This is a genomic window from Rhodohalobacter sp. 614A (assembly GCF_021462415.1).
GTDB lineage: Bacteria > Bacteroidota > Rhodothermia > Balneolales > Balneolaceae > Rhodohalobacter.
On record NZ_JAKEDS010000002.1, the window covers coordinates 53,676 to 70,779 of the forward strand.

The 17,104-nt window shown below is 43.9% G+C and carries 13 protein-coding genes; 7 read left to right on the plus strand and 6 right to left on the minus strand.

The genetic code is table 11. From position 1 onward, the window contains the following. Positions 1 to 59: 59 nt before the first annotated feature. On the minus strand, positions 60 to 491 hold the full coding sequence (locus L0B18_RS09130) for a hypothetical protein (RefSeq protein ID WP_234571455.1): 432 nt from the start codon (positions 489 to 491) through the stop codon (positions 60 to 62). A 110-nt stretch (positions 492 to 601) separates the two neighbouring features. Between L0B18_RS09130 and L0B18_RS09135 the strand changes: the two genes are divergently transcribed. Continuing rightward, complete coding sequence (locus L0B18_RS09135) at positions 602 to 1,747, plus strand: hypothetical protein (RefSeq protein ID WP_234571456.1); 1,146 nt, start codon at positions 602 to 604, stop codon at positions 1,745 to 1,747. A gap of 96 nt (positions 1,748 to 1,843) precedes the next feature. After that, complete coding sequence (locus tag L0B18_RS09140) at positions 1,844 to 2,221, plus strand: DUF7670 domain-containing protein (RefSeq protein WP_234571457.1); 378 nt, start codon at positions 1,844 to 1,846, stop codon at positions 2,219 to 2,221. A 60-nt stretch (positions 2,222 to 2,281) separates the two neighbouring features. On the opposite strand, the gene L0B18_RS09145 is transcribed toward L0B18_RS09140, so the two are convergent. The 4 genes from L0B18_RS09145 to L0B18_RS09160 are packed head-to-tail and all read right to left on the minus strand — an operon-like array spanning position 2,282 to position 6,310. Continuing rightward, entirely contained in the window at positions 2,282 to 3,484 is a 1,203-nt protein-coding gene (locus L0B18_RS09145) for a YeeE/YedE thiosulfate transporter family protein (RefSeq protein WP_234571458.1), read from the minus strand. A gap of 9 nt (positions 3,485 to 3,493) precedes the next feature. Next, entirely contained in the window at positions 3,494 to 4,012 is a 519-nt protein-coding gene (locus L0B18_RS09150; protein WP_234571459.1) for a YeeE/YedE thiosulfate transporter family protein, read from the minus strand. Then, positions 4,009 to 4,689: a cytochrome b/b6 domain-containing protein gene (locus L0B18_RS09155; protein ID WP_234571460.1), complete on the minus strand. Its 681-nt coding sequence runs from the start codon at positions 4,687 to 4,689 to the stop codon at positions 4,009 to 4,011. The genes L0B18_RS09150 and L0B18_RS09155 overlap by 4 nt, the downstream gene beginning before the upstream one ends. Continuing rightward, on the minus strand, positions 4,667 to 6,310 hold the full coding sequence (locus tag L0B18_RS09160) for a tetrathionate reductase family octaheme c-type cytochrome (RefSeq protein ID WP_234571461.1): 1,644 nt from the start codon (positions 6,308 to 6,310) through the stop codon (positions 4,667 to 4,669). Before L0B18_RS09160 ends, L0B18_RS09155 begins: the two co-directional genes overlap by 23 nt. Before the next feature lie 321 nt (positions 6,311 to 6,631). Between L0B18_RS09160 and L0B18_RS09165 the strand changes: the two genes are divergently transcribed. Further along, complete coding sequence (locus L0B18_RS09165) at positions 6,632 to 8,341, plus strand: potassium channel family protein (RefSeq protein WP_234571462.1); 1,710 nt, start codon at positions 6,632 to 6,634, stop codon at positions 8,339 to 8,341. A 122-nt stretch (positions 8,342 to 8,463) separates the two neighbouring features. Continuing rightward, positions 8,464 to 10,116, plus strand: a complete 1,653-nt coding sequence (locus tag L0B18_RS09170; protein ID WP_234571463.1) for an ABC1 kinase family protein — start codon at positions 8,464 to 8,466, stop codon at positions 10,114 to 10,116. Positions 10,117 to 10,132: 16 nt separating this feature from the next. On the opposite strand, the gene L0B18_RS09175 is transcribed toward L0B18_RS09170, so the two are convergent. Beyond that, the gene (locus tag L0B18_RS09175) at positions 10,133 to 12,715 is read right to left on the minus strand and encodes a S9 family peptidase (protein ID WP_234571464.1); all 2,583 of its coding nucleotides are present in this window, start codon (positions 12,713 to 12,715) and stop codon (positions 10,133 to 10,135) included. A 173-nt stretch (positions 12,716 to 12,888) separates the two neighbouring features. On the opposite strand from L0B18_RS09175, the gene L0B18_RS09180 reads away from it, so the two are divergent. From L0B18_RS09180 to L0B18_RS09190, 3 genes are all read left to right on the plus strand, one after another. After that, positions 12,889 to 13,827, plus strand: coding sequence for a VOC family protein (locus L0B18_RS09180; RefSeq protein ID WP_234571465.1), 939 nt, complete (start codon positions 12,889 to 12,891; stop codon positions 13,825 to 13,827). A 337-nt stretch (positions 13,828 to 14,164) separates the two neighbouring features. Next, positions 14,165 to 15,835, plus strand: coding sequence for an energy-dependent translational throttle protein EttA (gene ettA, locus L0B18_RS09185; protein ID WP_234571466.1), 1,671 nt, complete (start codon positions 14,165 to 14,167; stop codon positions 15,833 to 15,835). Positions 15,836 to 16,201: 366 nt separating this feature from the next. Continuing rightward, positions 16,202 to 17,080 (plus strand): mechanosensitive ion channel family protein, encoded by an 879-nt coding sequence (locus L0B18_RS09190; RefSeq protein ID WP_234571467.1) that lies wholly within the window; start codon positions 16,202 to 16,204, stop codon positions 17,078 to 17,080. The last annotated feature ends 24 nt before the right edge of the window (positions 17,081 to 17,104 follow it).

The window sequence follows — 17,104 nt, forward strand, 5'->3', positions numbered from 1 at the left end:
AAAACAGCTGTCAGATCAGAATGTTCCAGAAGAACGAAATGTTTTTTGGCTCAAAAAAATCAGTCGTCACTTTCAGAATAAAGAAAAATTGTTCTCTGAACCGTTCCGTTAAAGGCGATGTGAATCTGCATGTCTTTTTCAGGAAAGTAAACATTCCCAATTGTTTCGGCCCGGTATGGCCAAATTCGTTCGTGCAGTGTGTAATGAAAGCTCGTTTTTGAAAAGGATGGGCTAACTTCAACAACATACCGTTTTCGGCTGAAACTGCTGTCAATAAGGATATTCTGGCTGCGAATTTGTGCATTTGAAATATTAAAATCGCGGAAAGAATCGGTGATCAATGAATCGATCTGGGTGGCAGATCTGAGCTGATGAACCGGTTGAGGATCTGTTGTCCACAGTAAATAAACAGATAATGCGCACGAGAGAACCAGCATACTGACAATGAGGACTTTTTTCCTGCTTGATCCGTTTTCATCTGAACTGCTCAAATTAGCCTCAATGCTTTTCGTTTCGTGGTTTGTACAATCCCGAAGGGCCTTGTACTTTTAAAATTCCCTTTTTTGATTAGATGTTTGAAGTTAACAATTGATTTGCTTTGATGGCATACCACTTTGAGAAGATTGTCGATAAGAAACAGGTCGATCTATTTCATGAATTTCCGTTTGAGATTTATGAGCACTACCCAAACTGGATTCCGCCATTTCGGTTTGAGATCGAAGATATTTTTGATCCGGATAAGAATTCTTTTTTTCAGCATGGAGAGTGCGAGCGATATTTAATGTATGCTGATAACCAACTTGTAGCACGCTTTGCGGTCATGAATCATCAAGAACGGGATGCTGTTTTTAAACCCAAAATGGGTGGGCTGGGTTTTGTTGAAATGATCAACAATCAGTCCGTGGCAAATGCAATGATTGATTTTGCAAAGAAATGGCATGGCAAACGGGGATACGAAGCTTTTCGAGGCCCGATCAATTTCGGCGAAAATTTAAATTTCTGGGGACTCCTGGTTGAAAATTTTGATGAACCGCCCATCTACGGAATGTTTTACCACGCACCTTATTACAAAGAGCTAATCGAAAATACCGGCGCCAAAAAACTGGACGACCACTGGAGTTACAAGCGCGAATTTGCCAAACCATTACCATCCCGATTGGTGAGAATTACCAATCGTATCGAGAGCCGGCCGGATGTACGTTTGCGGCCTATCGATATGAACAACCTGGAGCGCGATGCCGAATACATTCGTGGGATCTACAACAAAGCATGGGCCGATCAGGATATCGCCGAAAGAGAACATGAGTTTAACGAACTTTCAAGAGAGGATATACAGGAGATGGTTAAAAAACTGAAACCCATCATGATTCCGGACAGTGTCATCATCACGTTTGTGAAGGATGAACCGGCTTCTTTTGTGGTTTGTGTACCCGACCTGAACGAGATCTCTGCCGAAACGAATGGTCGTCTCCGCTGGTGGCAAATTCCAAAGTTAATGCGATTTAAAAAGCGGGTTAAACATCTACGGACAACCGTTTACGGAACTCTTCCAAAATATCGAAAAATGGGGCTTGAAGCCCTTACGTTTGTTCGCGGTATCCAGATGACACATGCTGCTGCTCCAACATTAGACTATTTTGAAGGAACCTGGGTCAGTGAAAAAAACTGGCTGATGCAGCGAAGTCTGGAGGCACTGGGATGTGTCCATCACAAGACACATCGGACGTATAAGTGGGCAACAAATTGATTTTGTAATGCTTGATCTTTTACATCCTAATGAATTCACCTATTTCCTTTCGTCCTAAAAGTTTGTTACTTACAAATAGAGCATTTAAAAAAATGCATGGGAGAAATGATGGGAAGAATTATAAAACAACTTCTCTTCTGGAGTCCCAGGGTTCTGGGCGTTTTGTTTGCTCTGTTTCTGGGACTTTTTGCACTGGATGTGTTCAGTGAAGATCTTAGCGTTGCAGATGCCATACTTGCTTTTCTCATTCACCTGATTCCAACATACGTAGTTCTAATCGTTATTTTTATAGCGTGGAACAGGGATGATATCGGCGCAATTATTTTCTTTGCTTTGGCACTTTTTTATATCGTATCCAGCAGCGCTGAAAACTGGGTGATATCCGGGCCTATGATTCTTATCGGGGGGCTTTATTTGATTGCTTATATCCTGCAAAAAACCCTGAAGAATCACGATCAACCAAATCAGATTTGAGACGTTTAAATAGTTTTTAAAATCAGTCTTGAAATGATTTTCAAAGACTAATTCTCAAAATTATGTACACCCGCCCTGAACTCTTTTGATCTCTTTTTTCGGTGGCTGCAAGCTGTTTTTGAGGCGTTCTTCAATCTCTGTAAGTCTTTCGGCAGCTTCTATGTGGAATTTGTAACGGGTCAGGTCGGTTTTGCTAACATCTCCAATCGGTTCAACAGCATTAAAAATAACTTCACGAAATTCCACTACAGGTGATTCCAAAATTACCGGATCGGTATCACCGAGTTCGCGAGCTAAAAATGCTGCTTTGTAGACTTTATCCATATCATCCCCGATAAAAACGTTGGTTTTATACGGCTGCTTCAACATCGAACGCCATTCGCGGTTATAAAGATTTTCGAAGGGAACATTGATCGCAGCCGGGATGGAAGCTTCTTTATATGCCGTAGTGTCCCGAATGTCGATAATGTTGAATTCATGGACATTATTCATGATCTCAAAAGCCAGCTTGTCGATAGTCATTGTATCGAAATTGTTCGATACTTCAGAGATCTGTGCCGAATCCATTTTGGAAAGTGTATACTCCTTTTTGTCGGGAGTCATCCAGATAAGAGTGATGATTACAATAGGAAGGACTGCTGTGAGGCTGTATTTGATTTTTCGATCTCGCGGTATTTCAATTGTTTTTCCGTTGACTTTATCCTCAATTTTTGAGGTCAGATAGAATGCAAGAAGAGCAATGATTGTCAGGAGAATGCCGAAAAATTCAGGTGATATTCCCAGCATGTCATTCATCGTCAGCGGCCCCATATTTGTAGAATTAAACAGGGTTTCCAGCATAGGATACCCTTCCGTGAAAGCTAAAATCCCAAGGATTGAACCTCCTACAAAAGCAAAGGCATCAATACGCCCGACCGCCAGTGCACAAAGGCTGGTTCCCGGACAAAATCCCCCCAGAATAAATCCAACGCCCATGATGGCTCCGCCCACCAGTGCCGACCAAAGAAAAGTTGGATTGATATAAATCACATTTAAATCAAGCAGGCCGAGATGGGCAAACAGCAGCACACCAACCATTGCCGTAACTCCAGCCGTAAAAAAGACTTTGAGTACGGTAAAATCATATCCATAAAAAAGGCCGACGAGTTTTCGGGAAGAGGAAAAACCGGCCTGTTCAAGCGCAAACCCAAAAGCAATCCCAACGATGAATGCTACAACAAGGTTAAATTCAGAACTCAATATTTCGGGGACAAGTGGTGCCATGTTAACCTCCTACGAAATCCATAATTTTCTGAAAAACCAGGCAACCATATAAGCCGAGCCAAAGATGGCGAACATCGTAATAATTCCTCCAAACGACATTACCGCCATTCCACTCAAGGCTGAACCGCTTGTGCATCCGCGGCCGAGTTGAGATCCCAATCCAAAAAGTGCGCCGCCCAAAACGGCGAAGATAATTCTTGTTTTGCTTTGGATTCTCGGTCCCTTTTCAAGTTTGAGTGCAATCCTGTTGGAAATCACCCCGGAGAAAAATGCGCCTATTAGCACCCCGATAATTTCATAAAACAGCCAGGTATTCAGCGGACTTCCGGGATTCGATTGCTGGTAGTTCGCGTAATATTCAGTGTTGTTCCAGTGTTCGGGAGCAACCTGTTCTACACCATATAGAGCCACAGCTTTAACGCCGCCGCTGGCCCCAAGTCCACGGCCGGTTACATAAATTGTGGCCAGTAATACAAATCCTAAAAAAAGGCCGGCCAGGTATGGATTCATATACGCTTTTGGTTTCATAATTCACCTCCTTCTGTTGCAATGACTTCAGCTTTTGGTTCCGACGGCGTTTCATCCTCACTTTCATCTGATTTCGTTTCAAGCTCTTCGTACCCGGTTACCATGGCTCTTATGTTGGAGGTGGGACGATCTCCGGTGGTTGTCATATAAACATGCAGGATAATGAACGCAACCAGGATAAAAGCTCCGAATGTATGCCAGGCAGCAATGACGGATAAATCAATATCGCTTATGATTACCACATCGTTGGCGTTAATGGTTTTGTGAAACATGTACAACAGTCCGGAGAGAACCACAATGGGCACAATCAAGATTTTGAAGGCCAGGTATGTGAAAATTTGAAGAGGATTCAGTTTCTGCCAGCGTCCATGGAGTGTGGGATGAGGCTCGTTCCGAAACATGCCCACGGTGTAGTATCGAAGCTGTGCACGAATATTTTTCAAGGTTGGGATATAATTACGCCACTCATCCGTTGTAAAATGCCAGAAGATGGCGAGACCAATCAGTAGCAGAAGTGCATAGGCCGCATAACGATGAAACATGACGGCTTTCTCAAACCCAAAAATGTGGATAGAATCGTGTACTTCAAACCCTGTAACGGCAAGAAACAGGATTAGTGCTGCTTGTCCCCAGTGCCAAAACCGCTCAAACCGTTTATATTTTTTGATCTTCTTCATCGTCAAAATCTTTATAGTGAGTCATCTCAAGGTCTTTTTCGCTGCGGATATGCGTTACAATTCTGAGTGAGCCGTGAATCATCACACCAAAAACAGTAAGCAGAATCAGCCAGTTGCCGAATGAATCAAGGAAGTGATTACGATCTCGCCCGGGAATGTAAAATCCTGTGAGGTTTTGAAGACGTCCGTCGTTTCGGGTATGACAATCCTGGCATTGCAGGGCACCCGTAGCAGGAGCCACCATATGATTGATGGGCCAATACATTTCGGTTTCAATAAATGTATGTTTACCACTATAGGGAAGGCCCACTTCCCTCATTCCGGCTTCGGCGGCAGTGGACCAGTCAAAATCCTGCCAATAGGCACTGTCTCCTACGGCTTCTCCATACAATTTCGGCTGGATAAGTGTCAGGTACTCAGTATCAAAAATCTGGTCGCCACGGTGAACTTTTACGGGTACAATTTTTGAGTTCGGATCCTCATGGCTTCCTAATAATTTATTCACTTGAACCGGTCCGGCGGTAGTATCCACTTTATCTCCCAAAAGATAATGCTGTGCTTTTCCATTGAACCAAACGTATTCGGGCACAAGATCAGATCCCCATTCAAACGAACCTTTAATGGAGAGGTAGGTGTGCTGACCTGTGGAATCATCTACTTCGTAAGGATCGCCATTTTCCAACATGCCTGCATCCGACCATTTCCATGTCAGTTTCGTGGGATTTTCTTTGGCATATGTTGGAATATGACAGGTTTGGCAGGAAACCCTCGCTCCGTGAATATTCAGCATTTCTGAGAGGTGAGGTGTATTTGTATGGCAATCTTCGCAAAACAGCCGGTTCACATTTTCGGAAGAAACCGAATACATTTTCCCTTTAATCTGGTGATTTTCCGCGGTATGGCAGTCCACGCAGCTCATATTCAAACCGGTTACAGCCATATGAACATCCAGTTCACGGTCAGCCGAATAAAGCGCTTCTTCCAGGTCCCCGTGTTTTACATTATTTCCGCCGCCGCCATAGAAGTGACAAGTGCCGCAGTTACTTATGATGGGCCTCCCAACACTTTTTGCTACGGCTGTCAGATCAACACCTTCCGCCGGGAAACCAGCCGATCCGGAGCCTTTTATATACTCTTCGCTGTTATCGTGGCAGGAAAGGCAATCCACATTCGTAGGATCCATGAAATTGAAATCTTCAACACTGTTCAATCCAAAACCGGTGTGACATTTTGCGCAGGCTACTTCATTCCCAGCCACGCTGATGCAGTAATTATTCAAAGCATTTCTTTTGCCCAGCGCATGGATTCCGCGCCCCTCAATGTAGGAGATGCGTTCCCAATTCCAGTGGTTCGATTCCATGACTTCGTTATGCCGTTCATTATGGCAACTAATGCAAGCTTCGGTGACTTCCTGGGGAGTGGTAAACATCCGGTCCAATTCAGGAAATTTTGAGTGATCCACCGGAGGTTTTGGAACCTTGGCGTACCGTATTCTAAGTTCTTCAAGCGCAAGGTTAGGCTCAGGTTGGCGGTAATTCATTTGAATAATGGCGATGACAAGGGCCGTCACAACCAGGATCAACAGGAGGTATAACTTTTGTTTGTGGTCAGATATACTCATGTTTCTCTCCGAAAAATGAACAAGTCTCCCGGACTTGTTTTTAAAACTGTTACATAGGATTAGTTTATCTCAATATCGAGCCATACACAATAAGGCATTCCCTGATTGCCAGCTTAAAAAAGGATGGTAATGTCCTAAAATACAATGACTTAAAGGTATGAAGACTTGCGTCCGGAGCAGTTGATGGAGAACCCAATAACCGATTGGCCTGGTGGAAAATTGACTCCAATCTGACGTGAGAGAACGAATAATTCCCAACCTTTCAAAAGTCCACCTTCTACAGTAGTTTACTGTTATAATCATTTGAAATAGAAACAACGTATGGTAGAAGGAACATCACTGTTGTTCATAGCTTTTTTGGCCGGGGTCATCTTTGCGGGTGTATATCTATATTTTTTCTATGGGTTGAATGATTGGTGGAAGAAAGTATTTAAGTCCCTGCTGTTTGTTGCCGCTTTGATCTTTTTATATGGATTTATCTATCAGTGGGGAATGGCAACTTTTGAGGGTTTTGAAAAAAGTTATATCCATTCCATTCAGGTAGTTATTGAGTCGATTACTACATCCGGTTATGGAGGCGATGCTCCCTGGAAGAGCGATTTTATGAATATTTTTGTGGTGTGGATGAATCTGACGGGAGTCATTCTGGTTTTCCTGGCATTTCCGCTTTTTGTTTTTCCGATGATTCGTGAAGCCATTCAACCCCATCCTCCCGAATCGGTTAACCTGGAAGATCATGTTATTATTTGCTCAATCTCAAAAAGAGTATCCATCCTGCAAGATGAGCTTCATTCAAAATCCATCCCGTATGTGATTATTGATCTGGATGAAGATGCCGTTCTGGATTTAAATCAAAATGGAACGTTGGCTCTGTGGGGAAATCCTTCTGACAGGGATGTATTGGAATCCGCCAATATTGAAAAAGCCCGGGCGCTGGTGGCGGATATGGACGACGAAAATAATGCTCTGATTACACTTACAGCACGTTCGCTCCGGGATGATCTGAAAATTCTGAGTGTAGCCACAGAAGAAAATGTGATTGCCTATCATCAATATGCCGGAGCAACGAATGTGATTTTGCCAAGACGCATTTTAGGGCAGAGCTTGGCAGAGAGAGTGATTGTTTCTCTTTCAAAAGATTTACAGGGAGTTACTCAATTAAGCGATGAACTGGAACTGACCGAAATTCTGATAGAACCCAAGAGTGATATTGTCGGCAAAAGTATCCAGGAATCGAAAATCAGGCAGCGGTTTGGAGTTAACATTATTGGCGCCTGGTTTTGGGGCAATTTTGTTGCCAATCCAAAGCCCAACCAGGTGATCAACGAACATACCATTCTTCTTCTGGCGGGGCCTCATGATAAACTGACGGAATTCAGAACCAAAACAACGTCGAAAGTGCATGAAGTTGAAGGCCCCATTATTGTTGCCGGTTTGGGAGTTGTAGGACGAACCATCGCGGCGCTTTTTCAAGAAAACGACATTCAGTTTACAGTTGTGGATATTGATGAAAAAGAAGGGGTGGACGTTATTGGCGATATTACCGAGGAGGAGATTTTAAAAGAAGCCGGAATTGAAAATGCATCGACCATTATTCTTGCCGTTAATGATGACCGAACGGCGATCTTTACAACACTTGTTCTCAAAAAAGTAAATCCCGAAATCGAAATCATCGCAAGAGTAAGTGATGTGGAAAATATCGGCAAATTGTACCAGGCCGGCGCCGATTACGTACTTTCCCTGCCAACCGTTTCTGGACGGATGCTATTCTCCATTTTGGTTGAAGATGATGAAGTTCTGTCCGCAAATACCATGTATGAGGTTGTGAGAATCAAGGCTCCGGAACTGGATGGGAAAAGCCTTGAAGGAGCAAATATTCGCGCTGAAACCGGATGCACCATTGTAGCAGTAGAGCGCAACGGGCATTTGGTGGCTGAACTTGGCCCATCTTTCGAACTCCACGAGGACGATCAACTTATTGTTGTTGGAAGTGACGAGACCATTAATGCGTTCAGGAAAAAGTACAGTTAGATAAAGAGATCGCCTAAGCTGAAAAAAGCATCTGAATATGCCTTTCGAAACAAATCCGGGAGATCAGGCTACAAATTATTCAGACTTAGGTTCGAAATTCTTGTGTTTAATTAAATCCATTCGTGGCTTTGAAAAATCTGGGACAATATAAAGATCTCGCCTTCTTTCTGTGGAAATATGGAAACAGTAATTTCATTGAACAGGCGAAAATTCAGGAGATTGCAAGCGAAGAGTGGAACGAGCAAAAACAGATTTCGGGGGATGTTCTGCCATCACAAATGGTTGAAGATCTTAAGGAAATGGGTCCGGCATTTATAAAACTTGGTCAGCTGCTTTCTACCCGCCCCGATCTGCTTCCACCGCCTTACATTCGGGAGCTTTCCAATTTGCAAGACCAGGTGGAGCCGTTTTCTTATGAACAGGTTGAGGAGATTATACAATCTGAACTTGGGGTTAAGATTTCAAAAGCATTTAAACATTTTGAAAAGAAACCAATTGCCTCTGCTTCGCTGGGACAGGTTCATATTGCCGAACTCAGGAATGGCGGAATGGTAGCCGTGAAAGTTCAGCGGCCGGGCATCCGTAAGAGAATCAGTGAAGACCTGGAAGTGCTTGAAAATACGTGTGAGTTCCTTGAAAAGAACACAGATTTCGGGAAGAGATATGGCTTGAATAAATTGTTTCAACAATTCAAGAAAACGCTGATACATGAGCTGGACTATCTCAAAGAGGCTAAAAATCTTCGCATCTTTGAGAAGAATCTTTCGGAATTCAGGCGGATTGTTATTCCCGAACCGGTTGAGGATTATTCCACAGATCGTGTGCTTACCATGCAATATCTCAAGGGGAGAAAAATCACTGAAATTTCGCCCTTGCAGCAACTGGAGTTGGATGGTGATGAGATTGCTGACGAACTTTTTCGGGCGTATTTGAAGCAGATTGTGATTGACGGATTCGTTCATGCGGACCCACATCCCGGAAATATTCACTTGATGAATGACAACAGGGTAGCCATGCTGGATTGTGGAATGGTTGCTCATGTTTCTCCGGAAATAAGGAATCAGTATTTAAAGCTTGTTCTAAATATTGGGGACGGCAGTGCGGGCGAAGCAGTCGATAAACTGATAACGATGAGTGAGGAGCTGGAAAATGCAGATGAAGTTCAGTTTCGAAAAAGTGTCAGCAGCCTGATTCTTGACAACATGAATTCTACAGCCAGCGAACTTCAGACCGGAAAAATTATCCTTGATATAGTTAAAGTTGCAGGGAAAAGCGGATATTTATTGCCGGTTGAAATGAGTATGATTGGGAAAGCGCTTCTGAATTTGGACCAGGTTGCGCGAATATTGTCACCGGAGTTCAATCCCAATGAGGCAATCCGTAAACATGCGATGGAACTTACCAACAAACATTTATGGAAAGACCTGACGTCTTTGAACTTTTTTCCAACTGTTCTGGAGAGTAAGGAGCTGATTGAAAAAATGCCGGAGCGGCTGAATAAATTCCTGCGCAATGTAGCAGAAAATAAGGTTCAATTTAAAATAGATGCGCTGGATGAGGAACGCCTTATGATGGGCTTCCAGAAAGTAGCAAACCGGATTACAGTTGGCTTAATTCTGGCCGCACTCATTGTCGGTTCATCCTTGCTGATGCAGGTTCAAACTGAATTTACACTATTTGGTTATCCGGGCCTGGCAATGATCTTTTTCCTCGTCGCTGTATTGGGATCCGGTATGCTTGCCTTTCGGATTTTTGTATCGGATAAAAACGAGTAAAATAGTTTGACCCGAATCAATCCACATATTTATGATTCCACCAGTCCGGCTGATCTTTTAAATATTTGTCAAACCAGGAAATGATGCTCTCTTTCCAGAGTTTGTATTTTTTGTAGTCGAGGATGTGATGATCCTGTCCGTCAACTGTAACTAAAGCAGTTTCTTTTCCAAGAAGTTTTAGAGCGGTGTACATTTGCAGACTTTCTCCGAGCGGGACGTTTGTATCCGCAGCTCCATGTACAAAAAGAAGCGGGGTGGTCACTTGGTCTGCTGAAAAAAGCGGGCTCTGGTTTACATAAATATCCTTTCGGTTCCATGGGAATGAATTAGCTGCTGCAACCGCATTGTATTGGAATCCCCAATAACCTACGCCCCAATAACTTGAAAGATTACTGATTCCTGCATGACTGACGGCCGCTGCAAATATGTCGGTTTCCGTCATCAAAAGCATCGTCATAAATCCACCGAATGAAGCCCCGATGGCACCCACATTTTCACGATCGGCATATTCATGTTCATCCAAAAATTCACCCACTCCGGATATAATTTCTTGCGAAACAATTTTTCCCCAGTCGTTTACATGTAGCGCTGAAAAATCCTGTCCGTAGCCAACGGCACCACTGGGTTGCATCACATAGACAATGTAGCCCATCGCTGCATAAAGTTCTTTGGGATATCGTCCGCCAAAAGCACGGTTTACAGGAACGGTTCCCCCGTAATAGTAGGAAATAACAGGGTATTTTTTGTTCGGATCAAAATTTGGTGGGAAGTAGATCACACCGTCAATTTCAGTTCCTCTTTCGTTTGTGAATGTCCAAGTTTCGTGCTCGCCAAACTGTACATCAGCAAAATAGTCCTCTCCGGGATATCTCAGCAGAGTCGATTCATCATCTTCCAAATCATGCGTATAAACCTGAATCGGCTGGGAAATTCCTGTTCCTGAATAGACGGCAACACTCCCGTCTTTCGAAATATCCACACTAGAAACGGCATCAAGTTCGGTGGTAAGTTTTGTGAAGCGGGAACGGCGCACATCATATTTGTAGAGAGTATTGAATGAGCGGTCTGTTGTCTGGAAATAAATCGTATTTGAATCTCCCCAAATAGCATTGTCAATCGAGGGGGCAAAATCGTACGTGATGGGAGTGACATTGGCCGATTCGATCTCATACAAAAAAGCCTGGTAGTCATAATCATTTGGCGTCGTGCCTTCCGGTACATTCACGCCAATATCTCCAAACATTGTAGGTCCGCCTGTAAATAGTATCGTCTCGCCATTGGGAGAAAAACTTCCGCCACCGCCAAAATTGGCTGAGAAAAGAGAATCCGTTTCCAGGGTTTCAAGATTCAGCAACTGGTATTCGCTAATGCTGTAAGGACGCTGTGAATAATCGATATGAGCGCGTGAATAGAGCAATTGCGTCCCATCGGGGCTGATATCAAGAAGTGAAGTTGTCAGGCTTCCGGCGGTAAGTCGTTGCGTGGTTCCGTCCGGCACGTTCAGTTTGTAAAGAAAATTTCTGTTGCCAAACCAGGGACGCCGGGCTTCCACATCACCAAGTAGTTCCACGCCGGAATCGTTGGACTCTGGTTCTTCGGAAATGGTATAAATAATGAATGTTCCATCGGGCGACCACCGGTAACTTCCGAAATCGGATACACCTTCCAAAAGCTTTTGCTGCGATCCGGTGTCCAAATCAGAAAGCCAAAGTGTAGTTTTCCCATCGTTTGATTCTGTATATGTAAACTTTAACCCTTCCGGAGCCCATTGTAGCCTTCCAAAGTTCTCCGTGCCCTTGTATTCCCGGTAGAGATCTCCTGAATCAGTTTCCCTGATTTCAATCCAGGATTCGGTTTTTCCATCCGGTGACGAAGATTTGCTAATTCGCATGGCTGCAAGGCTGCCATCTGCGGAAAGCGCAAGATTACTGACCGACGGCTGGTTGGACAATGTTTCCAAATCGAGAGTTTTCATGGGAGTGAGAGACGGAGAGACCGACGCTTCGCTGTTCCAGGAAACAGTAGCGGAAAGAGTAAAGTCAGCACTGTTTTCAGGATCGTACATGGAGCGAATCATTACGAGATGTTTGCCTTGGGTAAGCATTAATTTTTCGCTTTGAAAACCAGCCTCAGCATCTTCATCTTGGCTGCCGGTTTTGGTCGATTTGGCTGTTCCATTTATGTATAATTTAAAAGGATGATGACTCTTTACTTCGAGAGTTGCTTCCGTAAATCGTTCTGAACTCAGGTAGAATGCTGCCCAGTAATTTTGTGGATGTTGGCTTCCATTCGTTTCCAACACTAACGTTTCCCCAGACGCAGATTTCCACTCCAGTTCATTGTTCTGAGACCAGCCAATCACATTCCCATCTTCAGGATGCCAAGCGGAAACATCTACGGGTTCATGGCTCAGCAGATCAGACAATTCAAACGTTTTATTCTGAATGTTTTTTTGCTCGTGATAAACCGGGAGTTGCGTCTCAACCGGTCCGAGAATCAGCCATTCTGGAATAGTTGTTGAATTTTCCTGAGCATTCGCTGAAGAGAAAAAGCAGAAGACAAGAAGAATAAAGAACAATAGTGATTTATGTATACGCATGAGAACAGTTTTAAATTGAAAATCTTGTTGTGTTGAAAGCCAACCCTGCAATCTTTAAAAATATACAATTAATTTGATAAGACTTCGGTAGATATCATGGTCAAGTGGAACGAATCAGGAAGAAAATTAGTTTAACATTAAACAATTTTGAATCATCAAATGAAACAGGAATTATGAAACGCGAGAACAAAGGAATTCACCACATCTCAATTATTTCCGGGGATGCTCAAACCAATGCTGATTTTTATGTAAAGAAGCTTGGCCTGCGGATGGTTTTAAAGTCCGTGAATCAAGATGATGCGGGTACCTATCACTTGTTTTATGCCAATGCCGAAGGTGAGCCAGGTTCAAGCATCACGTTTTTTCCCTGGAAGAGAGCTGTAAAGTCAATCAGAGGAGTGGGGGAGGTTGAACGCATTTCGTTTTCAGTACCTGAGGGCTCGATCTCTTATTGGAAGCAACGATTTGAGGATTTGGAGATTCCTTTTGATGAACCGTTTGAGCGATTTGGCAAACCTGTTTTACCGTTTGAAGATCCGGACGGATTGCAGCTTGAAATCATTGAAGACGGCCGGTCCAACGATTTACCCGGCTGGAAGGAAGCCGAAGTTCCACTCGAATATGCTATCCGCGGATTCTGGGGAGCGAATCTATTACTTCCCCAAATGGAAGAAACCGCTGAGATTCTGACCGATTTTTTGGGCTTTGAGAGATCAGGTGAGTCAGGAAATCAAATCTTATTTGAAGCAGGTAGTTCGTTAGGGCATTCTGTGATTCTGGAAAAAGCAGAGAATCCTCAGTACGGAAAAACAGGACGGGGAACCGTGCATCACATTGCATTCCGGACTAAAGATGAAGAAGAATTGCAGGAGGTAAGGCAGAAGGTATTCACCAAAGGATTGTCGCCGACCCAAGTGATTGATCGTCACGTTTTTAAATCCGTTTACTTCCATACTCCCGGCGGTGTTCTCTTCGAACTGGCTACCGATGGCCCCGGATATCAATCCGTGGCCTCCAGCGATGAAGAGATGGGCCGAGAACTGTTTCTGCCCGATTTCCTCGAACCAAAACGGGAAATGATCGAGCAAAGGCTGGAACCCATTTCGATCTAAAACTCCACTTTAAAGGAGGAGGGAATCAGCAAAGTTTATAATAGGAATGGTTACATTTCAAAGCTGAAAGACCTCTTTTATCTTCTTTCAAACGAAATCAACCCAGTCATTGCGAGTGAGTGACAGCGATCGTGGCAATCCCCTAACATTGTTCCTCACTTTTGAGATTGCCACACATTGTTCCTCACTTTTGAGATTGCCACGTCGTCACTCCGTTCCTCTTCGCAATGACTATTTAAACATTTTCATTCCTCCACATTCAAAAAACTCCTGTCCATTTCGTACCTTTCGCTCTTGTTAAAATTCGATCCATTCAACATTTAAAAGTCAGGTTTCAGTGAGTGATCAAAAAGTAATTTTTTCGATGGTTGGGGTGAGCAAAGTTTACAAACCTCAAAAAACAGTTCTGAAGGATATCTACCTTTCGTTTTTTTATGGCGCCAAAATTGGTGTGCTCGGGGCAAATGGTTCCGGTAAAAGTACGCTGCTTCGAATCATTGCAGGAGAAGATGAAGAGTACATCGGCAATATTTCCCGGCAAAAAGGAGTGACGTTTGGTTTGCTTCCCCAGGAACCAAAGCTCGATCCTTCCAAAACCGTGAAAGAGATTGTTCAGGAAGGTGTACAAGAGACGATGGATCTCATCAAACAATATGAAGAAGTAAATGCTGCGTTCAGTGATCCCGATGCGGATTTTGAGAAACTGATCGAAAAACAGGAGAAGCTGCAAAGCAGAATTGATCACTTGGGAGCGTGGGATATCGACAGTAAACTGGAACAGGCGATGGACGCGCTTCGAACACCTCCGGGAGATACGTCCGTTGAGGTGTTGTCTGGCGGTGAAGCCCGTCGGGTTGCACTCTGCCGATTGCTCTTACAAAAGCCGGATGTTCTTTTACTTGATGAGCCCACAAATCACCTGGATGCCGAATCTGTTGCGTGGCTGGAACAACACCTGGCCCGATACGAAGGAACCGTAATTGCGGTGACGCACGACCGTTATTTCCTGGATAATGTGGCCGGCTGGATTTTGGAACTGGATCGGGGCGAAGGTATTCCGTTTGAAGGAAATTACAGCTCGTGGCTGGAGCAGAAACAACAGCGCTTGAAAGTAGAAGAGAAACAGGAATCCAAACGGCAGAAAACTCTGGAACAGGAACTGGAGTGGATCCGGCAAAATCCAAAGGGTCGCCGGACCAAGAGCAAAGCCCGTATCAACAAATATGAGGAACTGCTATCCGAAGAGCGCAGTAAACAACGCGAAGACATGGAGATTTTCATTCCGGCGGGACCGCGATTGGGTGACAAAGTGATTGAAGCCGATCATGTTTCTAAAGGTTATGGCGACCGCCTGCTGATAGAAGATATGAGCTTTAAACTGCCGCCCGGTGGAATTGTAGGTGTGATTGGCCCGAACGGCGCTGGTAAAACCACACTGTTTAAAATGATTACGGGAGAGGAAGAAGCTGATAACGGAACGTTTGAAACCGGCAGCACGGTAGAATTGGGATACATCAATCAAAAACGTCCGCTTGATCCCAATAAAACCATTTGGGAAGAAATTTCAGAGGGAAATGATATTGTAAAACTTGGAAATCGGGAAGTAAACTCGCGGGCCTATACTGCCCGGTTTAACTTCAGCGGAAGTGATCAGCAGAAGAAATGCAGCGAAATTTCCGGCGGTGAGAGAAACCGGGTTCACCTGGCCAAAATGTTGAAGCAAGGTGCAAATGTTCTATTGCTGGATGAGCCGACCAACGACCTGGACGTCCACACTCTCCGTGCGCTCGAAGAAGCTCTTCTCGATTTTGCCGGTTGTGTTGTGGTGATTTCCCACGACCGCTGGTTCCTCGACCGAATTGCTACTCACATTTTGGCTTTCGAAGGCAACAGCCAGGTGTACTGGTTTGAAGGAAATTACTCCGAATATGAAGAGAACCGAGAACAACGGCTGGGTTCAAAATATCATCCCGAAAGAATTCATTACAAGAAATTGATGCGGGAATAGTTAATCCCCTTTGCCCCGAAAGGATCCCTTTGGGAAAGGGGGAAAGTGACCACGACGAATGTCGTGGGAACTCGGTGGATGTCTCTCATTACACCTTTCGATTTAACGATGTAAAGATTTAGCGACGTAACGATTTTCGATTTTACTTATATAGATCGATAAATCGAGGATCGGAAATCTTAAAGATCGTTACATCAAATGCATTACCTTTCTGCCGCAAGGTTGAAACTTGTGCGATGAATTTTCAAGTTAAAAACTTGAACCAGACTAGCGGCAATGACGAAGAATGATTTCCGATTAGGAAAAAAACTTCTTCATTCAGATTTTTGTTTAGATTAACAGAACAGAGAAGCTGAAGACCTTGATATGATTGATTCTTTTCGTGAAGCACTGGTTTTTGAATATGAAAGATTGATAGCCTTTTTGCCGCGTCTGTTACTGGCGATTATTGCGGCCCTGATTATTTATACGCTGGGGAAATGGCTGGCCAAAGGGGTTATCCGATTTTTGAAGAGAAGTTCGATTCCCGAAACCTATCACGACTATTTTGGCAAACTGATCAAAATAATCGGGGCATTTGCCGCATTTGTCATTTTTTTGAATCTGATTGGATACCAAACTCTTGCCGCGAGTCTTTTGGCCGGCGGCGGATTAACAGCAGTGATGCTGGGATTCGCTTTCAAGGATATCGGCGAAAACTTCCTGGCGGGATTTTTCCTGGCTTTCAGTCGGCCGTTTACAACGGATGATATCATCGAAACAGACGGCATCCTGGGACAAGTAAAAAGTATTCAGCTTCGTCACACACACATCCGAACCGGCGATGGCTGCGATGTATTTGTTCCCAGTGCACAATTATTCACCAAACCGCTTCACAACTATACGCTGGATGGACTTCGCCGCGGCAGTTTTACTGTCGGGATTGATTATGCCGATGATGCCCAAAAAGCGGCTGATCTCCTTTTGGAATCAACAAACGAAACAGACGGTGTTCTCGAAATTCCCAAAGCGTCCGTACAGATTAAAGGTCTTGAACCTAATTACGTGGAACTTCAGGTTTTTTTCTGGATCAGGGCAAAAAACCAAGAGGCGTCTCTTGCCGGCGTAAGAACCCGGGCTATGAATAATTGCAGAAAAATGCTGATTAACCACAACTTTACAGTGAGTTCTAACGTCTCTACAGCAGTGGATATGAATCCGATTGAAGTACTTCTTCAAAATCGTGAAGATACTCGGAAGGATTGATTCATGAGTTTACTTATTTTAAAG